Origin of the sequence: Brevundimonas sp. (assembly GCF_046295075.1) — a bacterium.
In the GTDB taxonomy this organism is placed as follows: domain Bacteria; phylum Pseudomonadota; class Alphaproteobacteria; order Caulobacterales; family Caulobacteraceae; genus Brevundimonas.
The window spans coordinates 39,182-56,636 of sequence record NZ_JBKBOC010000007.1 but is presented as its reverse complement, the minus strand read 5'-3'; the positions used below and the strand labels follow the sequence as shown (position 1 = coordinate 56,636).

The following is a 17,455-nucleotide window of genomic DNA, read 5'->3' as shown; positions in this document are numbered from 1 at the left end:
TCTTTCGCCGGTCCGCACCGGGTAGAAGGGGCGGGATAGCTGTCAGGATATATTTATGACCACCACGCCCGCGCGCCTGCGCAAGGCCGTATTGCCCGTCGCGGGCCTCGGCACCCGCGTTCTTCCCGGCACCAAGACCACGCCCAAGGAACTGCTGAACGTCGTCGATCGGCCGATCCTGTCCTACATCGTCGAAGAGGCGCGCGAAGCCGGGATCGAGCACATCGTCTTCGTCACGGGCCGCTCCAAGGGCGCCATCGAGGACTATTTCGATCACCAGATCGAGCTGGAAGCCCAGCTCCTGGCCAAGGGCAAGATCGAAATCCTTGAAATGATGAACGCGGAACTGGCGTCCGCCGGCGAGATGAGCTTCACCCGGCAGATGCAGCCCAAGGGCCTGGGCCACGCCGTCTGGTGCGCGCGCGACATCATCGGCCATGAGCCATTCGCCGTCATCCTGCCCGACGTGATCGTGGATTCGCAGCCCGGCGCCCTGAAGCAGCTGGCCGAGGTCTATGCCGAGACCGGCGGCAACATTATCGGCGTGGAATCCGTGCCCGAGGACCAGACCCACAAATACGGCATCGTCGATCCCGTCAGCCGCGACGGCTCCCGCATCGTGATGAAGGGGATGGTCGAAAAGCCCGCTGCCGGAACCGCGCCGTCCAACCTGTCGATCTCGGGCCGCTATATTCTGCAACCCGAAATCTTCGACCTGCTGGCGACGCAGGAAAAGGGCGCGGGCGGCGAGATCCAGCTGACCGACGCCATGGCGCGGTTGATGGCGGACCAAAGCTTCACCGCCGTCGAATACGCCGGCGTGACCCACGATTGCGGCGACAAGATCGGCCTGCTGAAAGCCAACGTCGCCTTGGCGCTGAAACGCCCCGACCTGGGCGACGCCGCCCGCGCGGCGATCTCGGGCCTGCTCTGACGCTAGGTAAGGCAGCGGGGGTTCCGGTTTACGCCCGCCCCTGCTAACCCTCCGCCAAATCATCAGGAGACGAACCATGGCCACTTCCGAAGGCTGGGACATGCCGACCGGCGACCTCATGAAGGGCAAGAAGGGCCTGATCATGGGCGTGGCGAACTCCAGCTCCATCGCCTGGGGCATCGCCTCTCAGCTGGCGGCGCAGGGCGCGGAACTGGCTTTCACCTATATGGGCGAGAGCCTTGAGCGCCGCGTGCGGCCGCTGGCCGAAAGCGTCGGCGCCAAGCTGCTGATCCCCGCCGACGTCACTGACGACGCCTCGATGGACGCCGCCTTCGCCGAGCTGGAAAAGACCTTCGGCACGATCGACTTCGTCGTCCATTCGGTGGCCTTCGCCAACAAGGACGAGCTGAAGGGCAGCTTCGTGGACAACACCACGCGCGACAGTTTCTTGCTGGCCATGAACATCTCGGCCTTCAGCTTCGTGGACGTGGCCAAGCGCGCATCGAAGCTGATGCCGAACGGCGGGTCGATGATCACCCTCACCTACCTCGGCTCCGAACGGGTCATTCCGAACTATAACACCATGGGCGTGGCCAAGGCCGCGCTGGAGGCGGCGACCCGCTACATCGCGCGCGACCTGGGCCCCAAGAATATCCGCGTCAACGCCATCTCGGCCGGGGCCATGCGCACTCTTTCGCTGGCCGGCATCTCGGGCGGGCGCGGCCTGCACTCCAAGTCGGCCCAGTTCTCCCTGATCAAGGAAGAGACCTCGATGGAGGGCGTCGCCGGCGCGGCCCTGTGGCTGTGCTCGGACCTGGGGCGTTCGACCACGGGCGAGGTGGTTCACGTGGACGCAGGCTTCCACGCCGTGGGCCTGCCGGACGACATGGAAGGTTGATCGACGAGGCCTGATCAGGCTCTTTCGGCCTTCACGGTGACGGTTTAAGGCCGGGGCATGACTGCTCCGGCCTTTTCCATGCGCACCCTGCCCGACTCCGCCTTTTCGTCCCCCGCCGTGGCGACGGTGATCGGGTTCGGCGGGACCGTGGCTCTGGTGGTGCAGGCGGGACAGGCGCTGGGCGCGGACGCCGGTCAGATCGGGTCGATGGTGACGGCGCTTTGCCTGGCTATCGGCGTGCCGGGCGCCCTGCTGAGCTGGCGGCTGAGAATCCCCGTCGTCCTGGCCTGGTCGACGCCGGGGGCGGCCCTGCTGGCGGCCTCGACCCTGGGCCTGTCATGGCCGACAGCCATCGGCGCCTTCGTCTTCGCCGCGCTGCTGATGATCCTGACCGGGCTGATCCCGGCCCTGGGGCGGTTGGCGGCGCGGATACCGGCAGCCATCGCTTCGGCCATGCTAGCGGGCGTGCTGCTGCCCTTCGTGTTGAGACTGTTCAAAGTCGTGCCGGACGAGACGGTTCTGGTCGTCGGACTGTTCGCGCTGTTTCTGGTATCGCGACGCCTGTGGCCGACCTGGGCGCTGCCGGCCGTGCTGGCGGCCGCCTTTGCCGTCCTGGCGATACGGGGGCAGTTGACCCTGCCGGCAGGGACCAGCCTGTTCGGCCATCTGGATCCCGTTGCGCCCGTGTTCGACTGGAAGGCGGCGGTCAGCCTGGGCTTTCCGTTATTCTTGGTGACCCTGGCGGCGCAAAACCTGCCGGGGCTGGTCGTGTTGCAGAGCGCCGGCTATCCGCCGCCTGCCAACCGTCTGATCCTGTCCACCGGCGTCGCCAGCCTGCTGATCGCCCCGTTCGGCGGGCACGGGGTCAATCTGGCGGCGATCACGGCGGCGATCTGCACCGGGCCGGACGCCCATCCCGACCCCGCGCGGCGCTGGGTCGTGGGCGTGATCTATGGCGGCTTCTATCTGATGGTGGCCCTTTTCGCCGCACCGCTGGCCGGGCTGTTCATCGCCATGCCGCCGGCCGTTTTGGCGGCCGTGACGGGGCTGGCGCTGATGGCGCCGTTGACGGGCGCCCTTCAGGGTATGATGGCCGAAACGGCGCAACGTGAGGCGGCTGTACTGACGGTCGCCGCTACGGCCTCGGGACTAGCTTTGTTCGGGGTAGGATCGGCCTTCTGGGGCCTGGTCGTCGGCTTTGCGGCTCTGGCTGCCGGACGCTGGATCAGACCGCAGGCCTGATCCAGCGCATCGTTTTAGCCTATCGCGCTTCGCGCTGCTTAAGGCGCGTTAGTCGCGCAGCGAAGCCGGGACGTGACCGCCGTTTTCGGCCAGCTTGGTCCACACCGCCTTGGACAGGGCGATATTCTGTTCGGCCGAGCCGTGCTCGCCGGCGTGGACATTCAGCTCTTCCGCCAGTTCCTTGCGGGCGGACAGGCTGGAATCCAGGTCCAGCAGCTTCAGCAGATCGACGATCGAGGTACGCCAGTTGCCGCCGCCGCCCTTGGACGCCGCCAGATCGCTGAGCACCGCCTCGACATCGACGGGCGGCAGGGCCGGAGCGGCGGTCGGAGCCGCCGCGCCCGGTGTCGGCGTGACACTGGCGGTCGGCGTGGGCGCCGGTGCGGGGGCCGCCTTGGGCTTGTGACCCGTGATCTTGTTCCAGATCGAAGAGAAGATACCCATCCGTCGCGCTCCTGTTTGTGTCGTCAGATAATGCCCACCGGGCACGACGGTTCAGTGACGCGCCGGAATCTCCAGTCCGCGCTGCACGGCGGGGCGCGTCAGACCCCGCTCCAGCCAGGCGGCGACGCGGGGAAAGTCCGCAAAGCCGACGATCTCGCCAGCCTCGTAAAAGCCGATCAGGTTGCGAACCCAACCCAATGTGGCGACATCGGCGATGGAGTAGTCCCCGACGATCCAGTCCCGGCCCTCAAGCCTCGTCTCCAGAACGCCCAGCAGGCGGCGGCTTTCGGCGACGTAGCGGTCGCGGGGACGCTTGTCCTCGTACTCCTTGCCCGCGAACTTGTGGAAGAAGCCCAGTTGTCCGAACATCGGGCCGATGGCGCCCATCTGGAACATGACCCACTGGAGCGTTTCGTAGCGGGTCGCCGGATCGGCCGAGAGCAGCTTGCCGGTCTTTTCGGCCAGATAGATCAGGATGGCGCCGGATTCGAACAGGGCCAGCGGCTGACCGCCGGGGCCGTTCGGGTCGAGTATGGCGGGGATCTTGCCGTTGGGGTTCAGCGACAGGAATTCCGGGCCCCAGGTCTCGTTCTTGGTGATGTCGATCAGGTGCGGCTCATAGGCGAGACCGACCTCCTCCAGCATGATCGACACCTTCACCCCGTTGGGCGTCGGCAGGGAATAGAGCTGGATGCGGTCGGGATGCTGGGCCGGCCAGCGCTGGGTGATCGGGAAGGCGGACAGGTCGGTCATGCGGGAGCCTCGGCTTGCGATAGGCCTATGTCGGCGCCGTCCGCCCGATCCGCAACACCTACAGGCGCGGTGTCAGGATTCCGGCTCGCGCTCGCCCACCTCGGTCGGCGGCGCGGCCAGCAGCCAGCCGTCGGCCAGATGAAGCTCAGGCGTCGCCTCCTTGGTGAAGGGCAGATACCAGGTCGGACCGCCGATCGCGGGGTCGATCTCCAGCATGTCGTCGGCGCCGAAGTTCTGGACCGACTTGACCTTGCCCAAAACCGCGCCTGCGGTATCGCGCACCTCAACGCCCAGCAGATCGGCAAGGTAGAATTCGTCCTCGTCCGGCTCCGGGAAACGGTCTCGGGGGACGTGCAGCTTGAGGCCGCGCAGGGCGTCGGCCTCTTCCTTGGTCGTGATCTCCTTGGCCCGGCCGACGACCCCGGCTTTGTCAGGCCGCGTCGAGGTCAGGGTCAGGGCGACCGTGCCGTCGGCGCGCAGCAGCGGGCCGTATGCGGTCAGGGCCAGGGGATCGGCGGTGAAGGCGGTCACCCGCACCTCGCCCCGCACCCCGAAACCGCCGCCGATCTGGCCGACGAGGATCAATCTGCTGTCCGTGGTCATACTGGTCCTTAACGCATGAAAAAGGCGGCGTCGAAAGACGCCGCCTTGATCGTGTCGAAACCGAAAGGCTTAGGCTTCGGTCTTTTCTTCGGTCGTTTCTTCAGCAGCCGGAGTTTCTTCGGCGGCGGCTTCAGCAGCAGGGGCCTCTTCAGCCGGAGCTTCTTCAGCAGCCGGAGCGGGGGCAGAAGCGGCAGCGGCGGCTTCTTCCTTGGCGCGCGCAGCGGCTTCGGCGGCTTCGACCTTGGCGGCGGCTTCGGCTTCCAGGCGGTCGGCTTCGCGCTGGGCGCGTTCAGCGGCGCGCTCTTGCGCCTTCTTGCCGGGCTGGGCCTTGTTGGGGTTGTTCGACTGGGTCCACTTGACCTTCTGGCCCAGGGTCTCGTCTTGCGACAGGAAGCGAGCGACGCGGTCGGTCGGCTGAGCGCCCTTGCCGAGCCATTCAGCGATACGCTCGACCTTCAGGGCGACGCGCGGGGTGGCGCCGTCCTTGGGCAGCATCGGGTTGTAGCTGCCGACCTTCTCGATGAACTTGCCGTCGCGGGGCGAGTGCGAGTCGGCGACGACGATGTGATAGTAGGGGCGCTTCTTGGCGCCGCCGCGGGCCAGACGAATCTTCAGCATTTTCAGTCTCTTTCTAGGAAGTCGTTATTTCTTGGGAGGGAAGCCCGGAAGGCCAGGCAGGCCTCCCGGAAGTTGTCCGCCACCCCCGAGAGGGTTTCCAAGGCCGGCGAGCCGGTCCTGGATGGCTTTCAGTTCGTCGGCGCTGGCTTCCGGCGTCTTGCCGCCGCCCAGGGCCTTCAATCGGTTCAGATCAGGGCCGCCGCCCCCCATGCCGGGGATGCCGCCGCCGCCGAGGCCGCCCAGCATGGCGGCCATCTGCTGCATCTTCTTGGGTCCGCCGCGCGCCATCGACTTGACCACGTCGGCCATCTGGCGGTGCTGCTTCAGGACCCGGTTCACGTCCTGCACATCCACGCCGGCGCCGGCGGCGATGCGCTTCTTGCGGCTGGCGTTCAGCAGGTCCGGCTTCTTGCGCTCGGCCTTGGTCATCGAGGAGATGATGGCTTCCTGGCGCAGGATCATGCGGTCGTCGATGCCGCTTTCGGCCATCTGGCCCTTCATCTTGGCCACGCCGGGCAGCATGCCCATGATGCCCTGAAGCCCGCCCATCCGCTTCATCTGCTGCAGCTGGCCGGCCAGGTCGTCTAGGTCGAACTGACCCTTGGCCAGTTTGCGGGCCATCTTCTCGGCCTTGGCCTGGTCCAGGTCCTGCGACGCCTTCTCGACCAGGGCGACGATATCGCCCTGGCCCAGAATGCGGCCGGCGACGCGACGGGCGTCGAACACGTCCAGCGCATCGACCTTTTCGCCGGCCCCCAGATATTTGATCGGCAGACCGGTGACGGCCCGCATCGACAGCATGGCGCCGCCGCGACCGTCGCCGTCGGCGCGGGTCAGGACCAGGCCGGTCAGGGGCAGGCGGGCGTGGAAGGCGGCGGCGGTGCGCACCGCGTCCTGGCCGGTCAGGCTGTCGGCGACCAGCAGGGTTTCGATAGGCTTGGAGATCTCGGCGACCTCGGCCACCTCGTTCATCAGCCCTTCGTCCAGGGTGATGCGGCCGGCGGTGTCGAGGATCAGGACGTCGAAACCCTGAAGCTTGGCCGATTGCAGCGCCCTGCGCGTGATCTGGACCGCGCTCTCGCCCGCCACGATCGGCAGGACGGCGACGTCGATCTGCTTGCCCAGCTGGGCCAGCTGTTCCATCGCGGCCGGACGACGCGTGTCCAGCGAGGCCATCATGACCTTCTTGCGATCGAACTTGGTCAGACGCAGCGCCAGCTTGGCCGAGGTCGTAGTCTTGCCCGAGCCCTGCAGGCCGGCCATCAGCACGACGGCGGGCGGACTGGCGTTGGTGTTGAGGGGGACCGGCTCTTCGCCGCCCAGCATCTCGATCAGGCCGTCATAGACGATCTTGACCACCTGGTCGGCGGGGCGGACCGAACGGATGACCTCTTCACCGGTCGCGCGTTCGGTGGCGAAGGCGATGAATTCCTTGACGACCGGCAGGGCGACGTCGGCCTCAAGCAGGGCCACGCGCACTTCGCGCATCGCCTCGGCGACGTCCTTTTCGGACAGGGCGCCGCGGCCGGTGATCCGGTCAAAGACGCCTGTCAGCCGCTCGTTCAGAGCCTCGAACATTCACTACCTCATGGCGACGGGTGAAGCGGCTCCATACGACAACGGCCTCTGGCGACGATCACGTCGGCAGAGGGTTCTCGCCATCCTCGTCCATCCGGAGATGGGGTCGTGATGGTGGAGACGCAGGTTCACTTGCGTCGGAAGCGGCGGCTTATGGAGGAAAACAGGCGAGAAGGCAACCGATGGGCGTCAAACCGATATGTTCAAAAGCACCGCCTGCGTCTTGCCCTTGGTAGCCGCCTCTTCCATCGCGGTCTTCATCGCCTCCCGGATCATGTCCTCGATCATCTTCTGGATTTCAGTCTCGACCGAACTTCTCTGTTCGGTGGGCATGGCGGCAAGATCATCTTCGCTCAGCTTCTTGTCCGACAGAACTTGGGCGCGAAGCTTTTCCTTCAGCTTCTCCATCTGCTGATCGTGCGCCCAGGCGCTCAGTCCTTTCTCGCGAATCTGGTCCAGGTCACGATCAAGGGTGGAACTGGGCTGATTCTGCCCGGCGGACAGAGAGGAACCGACCGAGCCAACGGCGCCGATGAAGGCGCTAACCGACGAAATCGACATGAAAATCCCTGCTTCAAGGCGCGACGACACAATCCTTGAGCCAGACTGATGCAACCCCTATGCCGAACAAACGCGTTACCGTCCCGTAGCCAGAGGACTTGTCGGTCACGCTTTAATCCCGATGTTCGCCTTGGGATTTAGCGGATTGTCATCATCGTGCTAAGAGCCCCGCCCTTTATAGGGGCGGCGATGTCGCCAACGTTTTTGACTTCAGGAGAAGCACGCATGAGCAAGGTGCTGGTTATCGGCGCGGGCGGCGTCAGTTCGGTGGCCGTCCACAAGATGGCGATGAATGCGGACATCTTCTCGCATATCACCCTGGCGAGCCGCACCAAGTCCAAGTGCGACGCCATCGCCGAATCCGTGAAGTCGCGTTTTGGCGTCACCATCGACACGGCCAAGATCGACGCCGACGACGTGGCGGCGACCACGGCCCTGATCCAGGCGGTCAAGCCGGCCCTGGTCGTCAACCTGGCCCTGCCGTACCAGGACCTGGCCATCATGGACGCCTGCTTGGCCGCCGGGGTCAACTATCTCGACACCGCCAACTACGAGCCGCGCGACGAGGCCAAGTTCGAATACAAGTGGCAGTGGGCCTATCAGTACCGCTTCAAGGAAGCCGGGCTGATGGCCCTGCTGGGCTCGGGCTTCGACCCCGGCGTGACCTCGGTCTTCACTACCTATACGAAGAAGCACTTGCTGGATTCGATCGAGACGCTCGACATCCTGGACTGCAACGGCGGCGACACGGGCCTGCCGTTCGCGACCAACTTCAACCCCGAGATCAACCTGCGCGAAGTGACCGCCCCATCGCGTCACTGGGAAGACGGCCAATGGGTCGAGGGCCCGGCGCTGAGCCACAAGCAGGTCTTCGACTTCGAGGGCGTGGGTCAGAAGAACATGTACCTCATGTACCATGAGGAGCTGGAATCGCTGGCCAAATTCTACCCCGAGATCAAACGCATCCGCTTCTGGATGACCTTCGGCGACAGTTACCTGAAGCACCTGGAAGTGCTGGAAAACATCGGCATGACCTCGATCGAGCCGATGATGTTCCAGGGCCGCGAGATCATTCCGATCGAGTTCCTGAAGGCCCTGCTGCCGGAACCGTCTTCGCTGGGTCCGATCACCAAGGGCAAGACCAACATCGGCACCATCGCCACGGGCGTGAAGGACGGGGTCAAGAAGACGGTCTACGTCAACAACATCTGCGACCACCAGGAAGCCTATGCCGAGACCGGCAACCAGGCCGTCAGCTACACCACCGGCGTGCCCGCCATGATCGGCGCGGCCCTGATGCTGACCGGCCAGTGGAAGGGCGCGGGCGTGTTCAACATGGAACAGCTGGACCCCGATCCCTTCATGGACATGCTGAACAAGCACGGCCTGCCATGGAAGGTTCAGGACCTGGACGCCCCTCTCGACTTCTAAGGCTCAGACCATGGCCATGCAGACCCAAGCCGGCGGACCGGGCGCCTTCGCCCGGTTCGATCTGAACCGCGTCCCGTCGCCCGCCTTCGTGGTCGACGAGGCTGCGGTGCGTCGCAACCTGTCGGTCCTGAAGGACGTAGGCGCGCGCGGAAACGCGCGGGTCCTGCTGGCCCTGAAGGCCTTTTCCATGTGGTCTCTGGCCGACGTCGTCGGGGAATACCTCGACGGCGTCTGCGCCTCGGGTCTGTGGGAGGCGCGGCTGGCGCGGGAGTTCTACAAGGGGCACCTGACCACCTATTCGCCGGCCTACAAGCCGGCGGACCTGCCCGAGATCCTGCGTCTGTCGGACACGGTGATCTTCAACGCCCCCGACCAGATCGCCCGGTTCGCCGACATGATCGCGACGGCGCGCGGCGAGGGCGAGACGTTCGACATCGGCCTGAGGCTGAACCCCGAACATTCCGAGGCCGAGGTCGCCAAATATGATCCGTGCCAGTTCGGCTCTCGCCTGGGGTTCCCGGTTTCGCAACTGAAGCCGGAACATCTGTACAGCGTCGACGGTCTGCACATCCATGCCTTGTGCGAACAGGGGTTCGAGCCGCTGGAGCGGATCTGGACGGCGGTCGAACCGACGCTGGTGCCCCTGCTGGCCGACCTGAAATGGATCAACCTAGGCGGCGGGCACCATGTCACGCGGGCCGATTACAGGCGCGACGATCTGGCGGCCTTCCTGCGCCGGCTGGGCGAGACGCATGGGCTTGAGGTCTATATCGAGCCCGGCGAGGCCGTGGCGCTGGACGCCGGCATACTGGTCGGCGAGGTGCTGGACACCTTCGACAACGGCATCGCGGTCGCCATCACAGACATCTCCGCGACCTGCCACATGCCCGATGTGATCGAGGCGCCCTATCGCCCGGCCATGCTGAACGAAGGCGAGACAGGCGTGACCTATCGCCTGGGCGGGCCGTCGTGCCTGGCGGGCGACATCATCGGCGATTACGTCTTCGAGACGGCGCCGACGGCGGGAACGCGCATCGCGTTTCTGGACCAGGCCCACTATTCGATGGTGAAGACCAACACCTTCAACGGCGTGCCGCTGCCGGCCATCGCCCTGTGGAACAGCGAGACGGACGCGCTGACGCTGGTGCGCGAATTCGACTATTCGGAATTCCGCGACCGCCTGTCCTGATCGCAAAAAAGGGCGGCTCTCGCCGCCCTTTCCAGGCCTATTCTTCCTTCGGCTCGTCCGCCGCCGGCTCGGCGTGGGGCTTGGGCTCGGAGCCCGGCTCGGTGACGACGATGCCTTCGGGCGCAGCCGACAGTTTCGTCAGGTCGCCGCCGGCGCGCAGCACGTCCAGGGCCCGTTCCAGCTGATAGTCCTTTTCCTTGTCGAAGCTCTCGCCGGGGGCTTCGCGCGGCGTGTGCGGCCCCTTGCGCTCGGCGCCGATGGAGGCGTCCAGCGCCGTGGCGTAGGCGGCTTCGGAATAGATGAAGCTGGAGCGTGAGACGATGCGCGCCTCGGCTTCCGAACGCGCCACCTCCAGGTCCGGCTCGATGCCGATCTTCTGGATCGAGGCGCCCGAGGGCGTGTAGTAGCGCGCGGTCGTGATCGACAGGGCGCCGTCCTGGCCCTGACGCAGCGGAATCACCGTCTGGACCGACCCCTTGCCGAAGCTGGTCAGGCCGACGACGGTCGCGCGTTGATGATCCTTCAGGGCGCCGGCGACGATCTCGGACGCCGAGGCCGAGCCATAGTTGACCAGCACCACCAGCGGCAGGCCGCCGGTGATGTCGCCGGGCTTGGCCGAATAGCGCTGGATCTGCTCGGGCTTGCGGCCACGCTGGCTGACGATCTCGCCACGTTCCAGGAAGGCGTCGGATACGTCGATGGCGGCGTTCAGCAAACCACCGCCATTGTTGCGCAGATCCAGCACATAGCCCTTCACACCCGGCTTCTCGGCCTTGATCTTGGCGATGGCCTCGTTCAGCTCGCGGCCGGTGTTTTCGTTGAAGGTCGAGACGCGCAGATAGCCGAAGTCGCCCTCGACCCGGCCGGTCACCGACTGGACCTTGATGACCTCGCGGGTCAGGACGACCTCCAGCGGGTCCTCACCGTCGCGCAGGAAGGTGACCTTGACGCTGGTGCCGACCTCGCCGCGCAGCTTTTCCGACACCTGGCTGACGGTCAGGCCGGCCGCGTTCTGGCCCTCGATCGACGAAATGACGTCGCCTGCCTGAACGCCGGCCTTGGCGGCGGGACTGTCGTCCATCGGCGAGATGACCTTCACCATGCCGCCGTCGGCGCTGATGGTCAGGCCGACGCCCGAATACTGGCCCTCGGTCCGCTCACGCAGCTCGTCGTAGTTGGAGGGCGGCAGATAGTTGGAGTGCGGATCCAGCGCCGTCATCATTCCGGCCAGCGCGGCCTCGATCAGCTTCTTGTTGTCGACCGGCACGACATAGGCCTGCTCGACGATGCCCACGACGTCGCCGAACAGCTCCAGCATGCGGAAGGTTTCGTTGCGGGGGGTCTGGCTGCTGACAGCAGCGGCGGATCCGCCGAGCACCAGAGCGGCGCAGCCGACGAGGAGCAGTTTACGCATTCGGTCTCTTTCGGTCGGGCCGATCATTCAAGGCGCCCGTGGGAAGGGTAGGGCGGTGCAGACACGACCAAATCGTGGCGACGCAGCGTTCCGCCGATAAAATCAGCGTCAGACGAGAATGCAAAGGACTATTGCAGGTTCACTGCAACCACGGCCCCGGATCGATGGGCCGTTCGTCGCGTCGCAGCTCGAAATAGATATCGCCGTCCGGGCCGCTGCGGCCCAGGGTCTGGCCGTCCGACACGCGGGCGTCCGACCCCACATCCACGCTGTCCAGCCCGGCGATGACCGCGCGCCAGCCGGGGCCGAGGTCCAGCACCACCACATTGCCCCATCCCGTCAGAGGCCCGGCATAGGCGATCTTGGCGTCGGCGGGGGCCGTCACGGCCGCCCGGTCGGCGCGCCAGCGCCAGCCGGAGGTTCCCGCGCCCCAGGTCTGGCTGGGCGCGCCGGAAATGGGCGAGCTGAGGCGCGCGCGGCCGGCGGGCAGGCGGGCCGTGGGGGTTTCCGCCGCCTGGGTCGCGGGCACGGCCCCGCCCAGTTCGCGGATACGGCGTTCCAGCACGGCGGAGGCGCGTTCGGCGGCGCGGGCCTCGGCGTTCAGGACGGCGGTCAGGGCGGTCTTGCGCGACGTCAGTCCCTCGATCTCGCCCCGTCGGTCGCCCTGTTCGCTCTCAGTCGTCAGCAGCCGCTCGGAGGACAGGACGGCGAGACGGCGGATGCGCATGATCTCGGCCTGACGCGCGCCCAGGGCCTTGGCGCGGCTTTCCAGGTCCGGCGTCATGGCCTTGAGCAGGATGGAGGCGCGCACCGTGTCGATGGCCTTGTCGGCCGGCACCAGCAGCGGCGGAGGCGGGCGGCGGCTCATCATCTGAAGCGCGCTGAGCAGACGGCCCTGGGCGCCGCGTTCGCGGGCCAGGTCGGTGACCAGTTCGGCCTCGCGCTCGGTCAGTTGCTGCAAGCGGGCGCGCTGGTCGTCGATCTGGCGGTCGTCCGTCTGTTCGTCGGCGCGCAGGGAGGCCAGACGGCGCTCCAGCTGGGCCAGTTCGGACTTGGCGGCGTCGGCGTCGGCGCGCAGGCGGCGCGCGCGCACCGTCTCGTCGCGATATTCGGCCTGAATGCGCGACAGCTCGCTCTCGGGCGCCTGTCTGCCGACGGCGGGCGCGGCGCAGACGAAACCCGTCAGCAGGGCGAGGGAAAGAGTGATGGCGCGACGCATTTCAGTCGCGATGATAGGGCGATCCGGCCAGGATGGTCACGGCCCGATACAGTTGTTCCGCCAGCATGGCGCGAGCCAGGGCGTGAGGCCAGGTCTGGGGGCCGAAGGCCAGGGTCGAGGACGCGGCGGCGCGCACGCTCTCGTCCAACCCATCCGCCCCGCCGATGGCGAAGACCAGGCGGCGTTCGCCCTGGTCGCGCAGCTTGGCGATGTGGTCGGCGAAGGCGCGCGAGGAATAGGTCCTGCCGCGTTCGTCGCAGGCGATCAGATGCGAGCCTTCCGCGGCCGCGAGGATCAGCTCAGCCTCCGGCGCCTTGCCCGGTTTGCGGGCCTCCAGATCGATCAGTTCGAGGGGACCGAGGCCAAGCGCACGTCCCGCGAGGGTGGCGCGCTTGGCGTAGTCGTCGGCGAGCGTCGCCTCAGGCCCCCGGCCCGGTCGGCCGATGGCGACGATGCTCAGCTTCATGGTCTCAGTCGCGGACCATGCGGTGGGCGGAATCGACCGCCCAGATCTTCTCGATATTGTAGAAGGTGCGCACTTCCGGACGGAACAGGTGGACGATCACGTCGCCGGCGTCGATCAGGACCCAGTCGCAATGCGGCAGGCCCTCGACCTTGGCCTTGCCAAGACCCTGTTCCTTCAGGGTGCGCAACAGGTGGTCGGCGATGGCGCCCACGTGACGGTGCGAACGGCCGGAGGCGACGATCATGGTGTCGGCCATGGCGCTTTTGCCCTTCAGGTCGATCAGAACCATGTCCTGGGCCTTGTCCTCGTCGAGGCGGCTCAGAATGGCTTCTTCGAGCGGCGTGGAGCCGACGGGACGGGGAGCGGAATCGTCGAAACCGCGCGGCGCGGCGTCGAAATCAGATTCATCTTCGGTATGGAGAGGTTCGATAGGGTCCATCTCGTGCGCCGTATTCGAAACGGCGGCGTCTTGCGTATCATACGCGGGCGAGGGGGTCAGCGGAGAGCTCCGGGAGCGATGACTAAAGAAGCCCTCTAGCACGGATGGGCCGCAACGTGAACCGGCGCCCGAATCATCGGGCGATCACGAGACCGCGCGTCGCCCTGTCGAGGTCCTGATCGCGGTCGAGGACAGGGGATTGAGGGGCGCGGTCAGATAGGTCCAGGCGGGCGCTTGGAGCGTCGGCAGCAGGCCGGCCTGCTGGGCCGGAATGCGGAAACCGGCGAAACGGGCGGCGGCCGGCGCCGTGCGGCTGTCCAGCAGCGAACCGGGCCGGGCGATCACCGCCACGGGCATCAGCCGCATGATGTCGGTCCAGCCTCTCCAGCGATGGAAGCTGGCCAGATTGTCCGATCCCATCAGCCAGACGAAATGCACGCCGGGATGCCGCGCGACCAGCAGGCGCAGGGTGTCCACGGTCCAGGCGACGCCGGCGCGGGTCTCGAAGTCCGAGACGATCATCGAGGGACCACGCGCGTGCCGGCGGGCCGAGGCCATACGCTCGTCCAGCGGCGCGCTGTGGCGCGCGTCCTTCAGAGGATTCTGCGGCGAGACCAGCCAGACGACACGATCCAGGTCCAGGCGACGCATGGCGGTCTCCGCGACATGGGCGTGGCCCTCGTGGGCGGGATTGAAGGAGCCGCCGAACAGACCGACTTTCATGCCCGGCGCCAAGGTCAGGCCATCGCGCAGCGCCCCGGATCGGGGGCCGGCGCCTTTGGGCGCGGGACCGGCGTGGAAGAAGGACAAGCGGCGTCTCGGGCGGCGAGGGAGTTTTGCTCAGCGGCGCCCTTATAGCGCGGGTGTTTGTTCAGCCTACAGAAATCGTTTCAGACGGCGGCGTCGAACAGGGCGTCGCGGGCGATGTCGGCGTGGGTCATGGGGAACAGGTGTCCGCCGCCGGACACGACCTCCACCGTGACGTTGGGCAGACCGCGAGGCGCGACCGGCACATGGGTCAGGGCGCCGTGTTCGGCCTTCAGAATGCGGACCGGCCCCGGATAGCGCCGCAGCGCCCGCCAGGGATCATGCGCCTGGGCCGAATAGTTGGCCGCCTCCCAGGCCGGCGTGGCGGTCAGGTTGAAGCCGCCCTCCCCCTCGCCCTTTTTCTCACTCAGGCCTTCCGACAAATAGTCGGCCAGAACCATGTCGGGCCAACCCTTGAAGGCGCCGCGCCCGCGATAGGCGGCCATGGCCTGCTCGCGACTGTCGAACAGGCTGCGGCGACGCAGGGTCGCCTTGGCGATCGGGATCGCGCCCATCAGCCGGTGGGCGAAGGGCAGGTTGAAGGCGAAGACGGCCGAGCGTTTCCAGATCACCGGATCGAACAACACCAGGCTGGACACGCGGTCCGGCTGTACGGCCGCCGCCATCAGCGAGGACGTGCCGCCCATCGAATGGCCGGCCATCACCACCGGCGGACCGTCGATGGATTTCAGCAGGGCCAGAAGATCGTCGCGGTGATCCAGCCAGCTGGTCTTGGGTCGCGTGAAGACCGGCAGGGTCGAACGGCCGTGCCCGCGCAGATCGGGCGCCCAAATTCGCAACGACGCCGACAGAGGCGACAGCAGGCTGCGATAGGTGGCGGCGTTGAAGCCGTTGGCGTGGGAAAACACCAGATCGACCGGACGCTTGGGATCGCCGAAGTCCAGCACCGCCATCTCGCCGGCGCCCCAACGGTTGTCGATGGGGACGGACAGACGCCGAGGAGGAGACATCAGCGCCGCATCCATGCTCAAGCCGCCTCGCGGCACGCGGCGCAACGGCCGTGCGCCTCAATGGTCGTGCGGGCGATGGCGTATCCGGCGGCGGCGGCGGCGGCGTTCATGGCGCTCTGATCCGGGCCGCTGACCTCGCGCGTCGCGCCGCAGCAGTCGCAGATCAGAAAGGCGGCGGCATGGGCGGCGTCGCCGTCGTCGGTGCAGGCGACATAAGCGCTTATCGAGGCGATGCGGTGGGCCATGCCCAATCGTTCCAGAAACTCCAGCGCGCGATAGACGGTCGGGGGTTTGGCGGCCTGGCCGTCCTCGCCGAAGCGCGCGATCAGGTCATAGGCCTTCACCGGCTCGCCCGTTTCCAGCAGCAGGGCCAGAACCCGGCGCCGCTGGGCGGTCATCCGCTCGCCCCGCTGAACCGCGCGCGCCTCGGCCGCCGCCAGGGCGCGATCCAGCGCGCCGCCGTTCAGGCCGGAATGGTCGTGATCGTGATCGCAGGCGGAACCCATGCGCCACAGCTAATGGCTGGCGGCCTCCATCGCAACTGAAGCATCGCGGGTTTGCCGCTGAGACGGGGTTGGGCTAGAAGGCGCGCCTCCTATCTCAACCAGAGCGTCCTCGCTTCATGACCGACACGAACAACTCGCCGCTCGAAGGCAACGTCCTCTTCTACGTCAACCCCGAGCCGCTCGATCAGGGCATCCACGGCGGGCTGGGCGTCAACCCGACCGACAAGCCCTACGCCTTCGTGGCTCAAACCAATGTCGTGCCGCTGACGGTGACCGAATTCTCGGCCGCCGCCCTGTCCTATCCGATCATCTTCACTGGCGAGAACCGCCAGCCGGTGGCCGTGATGGGCCTGCGCGCGAACGAGAACCTGTTCGTCGCCGACGACGGCGAGTTCCGCGCCGACGCCTATGTGCCCGCCTATGTGCGCCGCTATCCGTTCGTCTTCGCCGACGACAAGCAGAACCAGCGCCTGATCCTGTGCATCGACCGCGGCGCCTCGATCGTCGCCGAGGGCGGCCAGAACCCGCTGTTCGTCGATGGCCAGCCCAGCGACTACACGAACATGGCGATGGAGTTCTGCAACAACTTCGAGCAGGAGCGCCTGCGCACCGAAGGCTTCATGACGCTGATCAACGAGCTGGACCTGCTGGACATCCGCGAGGCCCACTTCACGCCGCGCAACCCCGACGGCACGCCGGGTCAGCCCCAGAAGCTGGCCGAATACTACGCCGTGTCGGAAGACAAGCTGCGCGCCCTGCCCGCCGACAAGCTGGCCGAACTGCGCGACAACGGCGCCCTGGGCCAGATCTACGCCCACCTGGTGTCGCTGGTCGGTTGGGATCGCCTGATCGCCCTGGCCGTCATGCGCCAAGCGCAGGCTCCGACTTCGGTCAACTAAGCCCGGCCTTTACAGACTGACAGACGCCCCGCCGGTTCGCCGACGGGGCGTTTTTCGTTTTAGCGACGCGAGAACAGGGCCCGCGTCAGGCAGGAGAAGACCAGCCGACCGGACTCGTCCAGCAGGTCGTGCGAGGCGATGACGATGCCTTTTTCGTCGCCGACCGGATCCTTGCCCATCACCGTCATCCGCCCGCGCAGCAGTTCGCCGGCGGGCGGATTGCGCATGTACCGCAGGCCGTCGACGGCCAGGACCTTGGTCTGGGCCCAGCCGCCGGACTTGTCGGCCGCCAGCCGGCTCCACAGCACATAGACCATGGCGTCCGGCGCGCCGTAGGCCACGTCCCAACCGGGCGAGAACCGTTCGATGAAGACGTCCAGCGCCGCCTGATCGACGGCGCAAGCGCCCAGCGGCACGACCTGACCTACTTCCAGGTCTTCGAAATGGACGTGCAGCGGATCGCTCATGGGCGGGACTTTCCGT

Annotated in this window: 20 protein-coding genes; 6 read left to right on the top strand and 14 right to left on the bottom strand. The window is 66.7% G+C overall.

Annotation, left to right across the window (positions count from 1 at the left end; translation table 11 throughout):
- The first annotated feature begins 55 nt into the window (after positions 1 to 55).
- The 3 genes from galU (at position 56) to ACK4MH_RS07805 (ending at position 3,074) form a co-directional block, all read left to right on the top strand.
- Complete coding sequence (galU, locus tag ACK4MH_RS07815; protein ID WP_409716786.1) at positions 56 to 934, top strand: UTP--glucose-1-phosphate uridylyltransferase GalU; 879 nt, start codon at positions 56 to 58, stop codon at positions 932 to 934.
- Positions 935 to 1,034: 100 nt separating this feature from the next.
- Positions 1,035 to 1,832: an enoyl-ACP reductase gene (locus ACK4MH_RS07810; protein WP_409716945.1), complete on the top strand. Its 798-nt coding sequence runs from the start codon at positions 1,035 to 1,037 to the stop codon at positions 1,830 to 1,832.
- A gap of 57 nt (positions 1,833 to 1,889) precedes the next feature.
- The gene (locus tag ACK4MH_RS07805; protein ID WP_409716784.1) at positions 1,890 to 3,074 is read left to right on the top strand and encodes a benzoate/H(+) symporter BenE family transporter; all 1,185 of its coding nucleotides are present in this window, start codon (positions 1,890 to 1,892) and stop codon (positions 3,072 to 3,074) included.
- Positions 3,075 to 3,122: 48 nt separating this feature from the next.
- On the opposite strand, the gene ACK4MH_RS07800 is transcribed toward ACK4MH_RS07805, so the two are convergent.
- The 6 genes from ACK4MH_RS07800 to ACK4MH_RS07775 form a co-directional block, all read right to left on the bottom strand.
- Positions 3,123 to 3,518, bottom strand: coding sequence for a DUF3597 family protein (locus ACK4MH_RS07800; protein WP_409716782.1), 396 nt, complete (start codon positions 3,516 to 3,518; stop codon positions 3,123 to 3,125).
- 51 nt (positions 3,519 to 3,569) lie between these two features.
- Complete coding sequence (locus tag ACK4MH_RS07795) at positions 3,570 to 4,271, bottom strand: glutathione S-transferase N-terminal domain-containing protein (protein WP_409716780.1); 702 nt, start codon at positions 4,269 to 4,271, stop codon at positions 3,570 to 3,572.
- 72 nt (positions 4,272 to 4,343) lie between these two features.
- Positions 4,344 to 4,874, bottom strand: coding sequence for a ribosome maturation factor RimM (gene rimM, locus ACK4MH_RS07790; protein WP_409716778.1), 531 nt, complete (start codon positions 4,872 to 4,874; stop codon positions 4,344 to 4,346).
- A gap of 69 nt (positions 4,875 to 4,943) precedes the next feature.
- Positions 4,944 to 5,492 (bottom strand): 30S ribosomal protein S16, encoded by a 549-nt coding sequence (gene rpsP, locus ACK4MH_RS07785; RefSeq protein ID WP_409716776.1) that lies wholly within the window; start codon positions 5,490 to 5,492, stop codon positions 4,944 to 4,946.
- A 24-nt stretch (positions 5,493 to 5,516) separates the two neighbouring features.
- Positions 5,517 to 7,070: a signal recognition particle protein gene (gene ffh / locus ACK4MH_RS07780; RefSeq protein WP_409716774.1), complete on the bottom strand. Its 1,554-nt coding sequence runs from the start codon at positions 7,068 to 7,070 to the stop codon at positions 5,517 to 5,519.
- 189 nt (positions 7,071 to 7,259) lie between these two features.
- A complete protein-coding gene (locus ACK4MH_RS07775) occupies positions 7,260 to 7,661 on the bottom strand; it encodes a hypothetical protein (protein ID WP_409716772.1) in 402 nt (133 codons plus the stop codon).
- Between the two features lie 195 nt (positions 7,662 to 7,856).
- Between ACK4MH_RS07775 and ACK4MH_RS07770 the strand changes: the two genes are divergently transcribed.
- Positions 7,857 to 9,062 (top strand): saccharopine dehydrogenase family protein, encoded by a 1,206-nt coding sequence (locus ACK4MH_RS07770; protein WP_409716770.1) that lies wholly within the window; start codon positions 7,857 to 7,859, stop codon positions 9,060 to 9,062.
- A gap of 10 nt (positions 9,063 to 9,072) precedes the next feature.
- Entirely contained in the window at positions 9,073 to 10,251 is a 1,179-nt protein-coding gene (locus ACK4MH_RS07765; RefSeq protein ID WP_409716768.1) for a carboxynorspermidine decarboxylase, read from the top strand.
- Between the two features lie 37 nt (positions 10,252 to 10,288).
- On the opposite strand, the gene ACK4MH_RS07760 is transcribed toward ACK4MH_RS07765, so the two are convergent.
- From ACK4MH_RS07760 to ACK4MH_RS07730, 7 genes are all read right to left on the bottom strand, one after another.
- Positions 10,289 to 11,665, bottom strand: coding sequence for a S41 family peptidase (locus ACK4MH_RS07760; protein WP_409716766.1), 1,377 nt, complete (start codon positions 11,663 to 11,665; stop codon positions 10,289 to 10,291).
- Between the two features lie 139 nt (positions 11,666 to 11,804).
- A complete protein-coding gene (locus tag ACK4MH_RS07755; protein ID WP_409716764.1) occupies positions 11,805 to 12,884 on the bottom strand; it encodes a murein hydrolase activator EnvC family protein in 1,080 nt (359 codons plus the stop codon).
- Position 12,885: 1 nt separating this feature from the next.
- On the bottom strand, positions 12,886 to 13,350 hold the full coding sequence (gene rlmH, locus ACK4MH_RS07750; RefSeq protein ID WP_409716762.1) for a 23S rRNA (pseudouridine(1915)-N(3))-methyltransferase RlmH: 465 nt from the start codon (positions 13,348 to 13,350) through the stop codon (positions 12,886 to 12,888).
- A gap of 4 nt (positions 13,351 to 13,354) precedes the next feature.
- Positions 13,355 to 13,789, bottom strand: coding sequence for a ribosome silencing factor (gene rsfS / locus ACK4MH_RS07745; protein ID WP_409716760.1), 435 nt, complete (start codon positions 13,787 to 13,789; stop codon positions 13,355 to 13,357).
- A 144-nt stretch (positions 13,790 to 13,933) separates the two neighbouring features.
- Entirely contained in the window at positions 13,934 to 14,599 is a 666-nt protein-coding gene (locus ACK4MH_RS07740; protein WP_409716758.1) for a nicotinate-nucleotide adenylyltransferase, read from the bottom strand.
- An 80-nt stretch (positions 14,600 to 14,679) separates the two neighbouring features.
- Positions 14,680 to 15,567, bottom strand: a complete 888-nt coding sequence (locus tag ACK4MH_RS07735; RefSeq protein WP_409716756.1) for an alpha/beta fold hydrolase — start codon at positions 15,565 to 15,567, stop codon at positions 14,680 to 14,682.
- 17 nt (positions 15,568 to 15,584) lie between these two features.
- The gene (locus ACK4MH_RS07730; protein WP_135194507.1) at positions 15,585 to 16,073 is read right to left on the bottom strand and encodes a Fur family transcriptional regulator; all 489 of its coding nucleotides are present in this window, start codon (positions 16,071 to 16,073) and stop codon (positions 15,585 to 15,587) included.
- A gap of 116 nt (positions 16,074 to 16,189) precedes the next feature.
- Here ACK4MH_RS07730 and ACK4MH_RS07725 point away from each other — a divergent pair, with 116 nt between their 5' ends.
- The gene (locus ACK4MH_RS07725) at positions 16,190 to 16,972 is read left to right on the top strand and encodes a SapC family protein (protein ID WP_409716753.1); all 783 of its coding nucleotides are present in this window, start codon (positions 16,190 to 16,192) and stop codon (positions 16,970 to 16,972) included.
- A gap of 59 nt (positions 16,973 to 17,031) precedes the next feature.
- Here the strand turns inward: ACK4MH_RS07725 and ACK4MH_RS07720 are convergent, their stop codons facing one another.
- On the bottom strand, positions 17,032 to 17,439 hold the full coding sequence (locus tag ACK4MH_RS07720) for an acyl dehydratase (protein WP_135194505.1): 408 nt from the start codon (positions 17,437 to 17,439) through the stop codon (positions 17,032 to 17,034).
- Between the last annotated feature and the right edge of the window lie 16 nt (positions 17,440 to 17,455).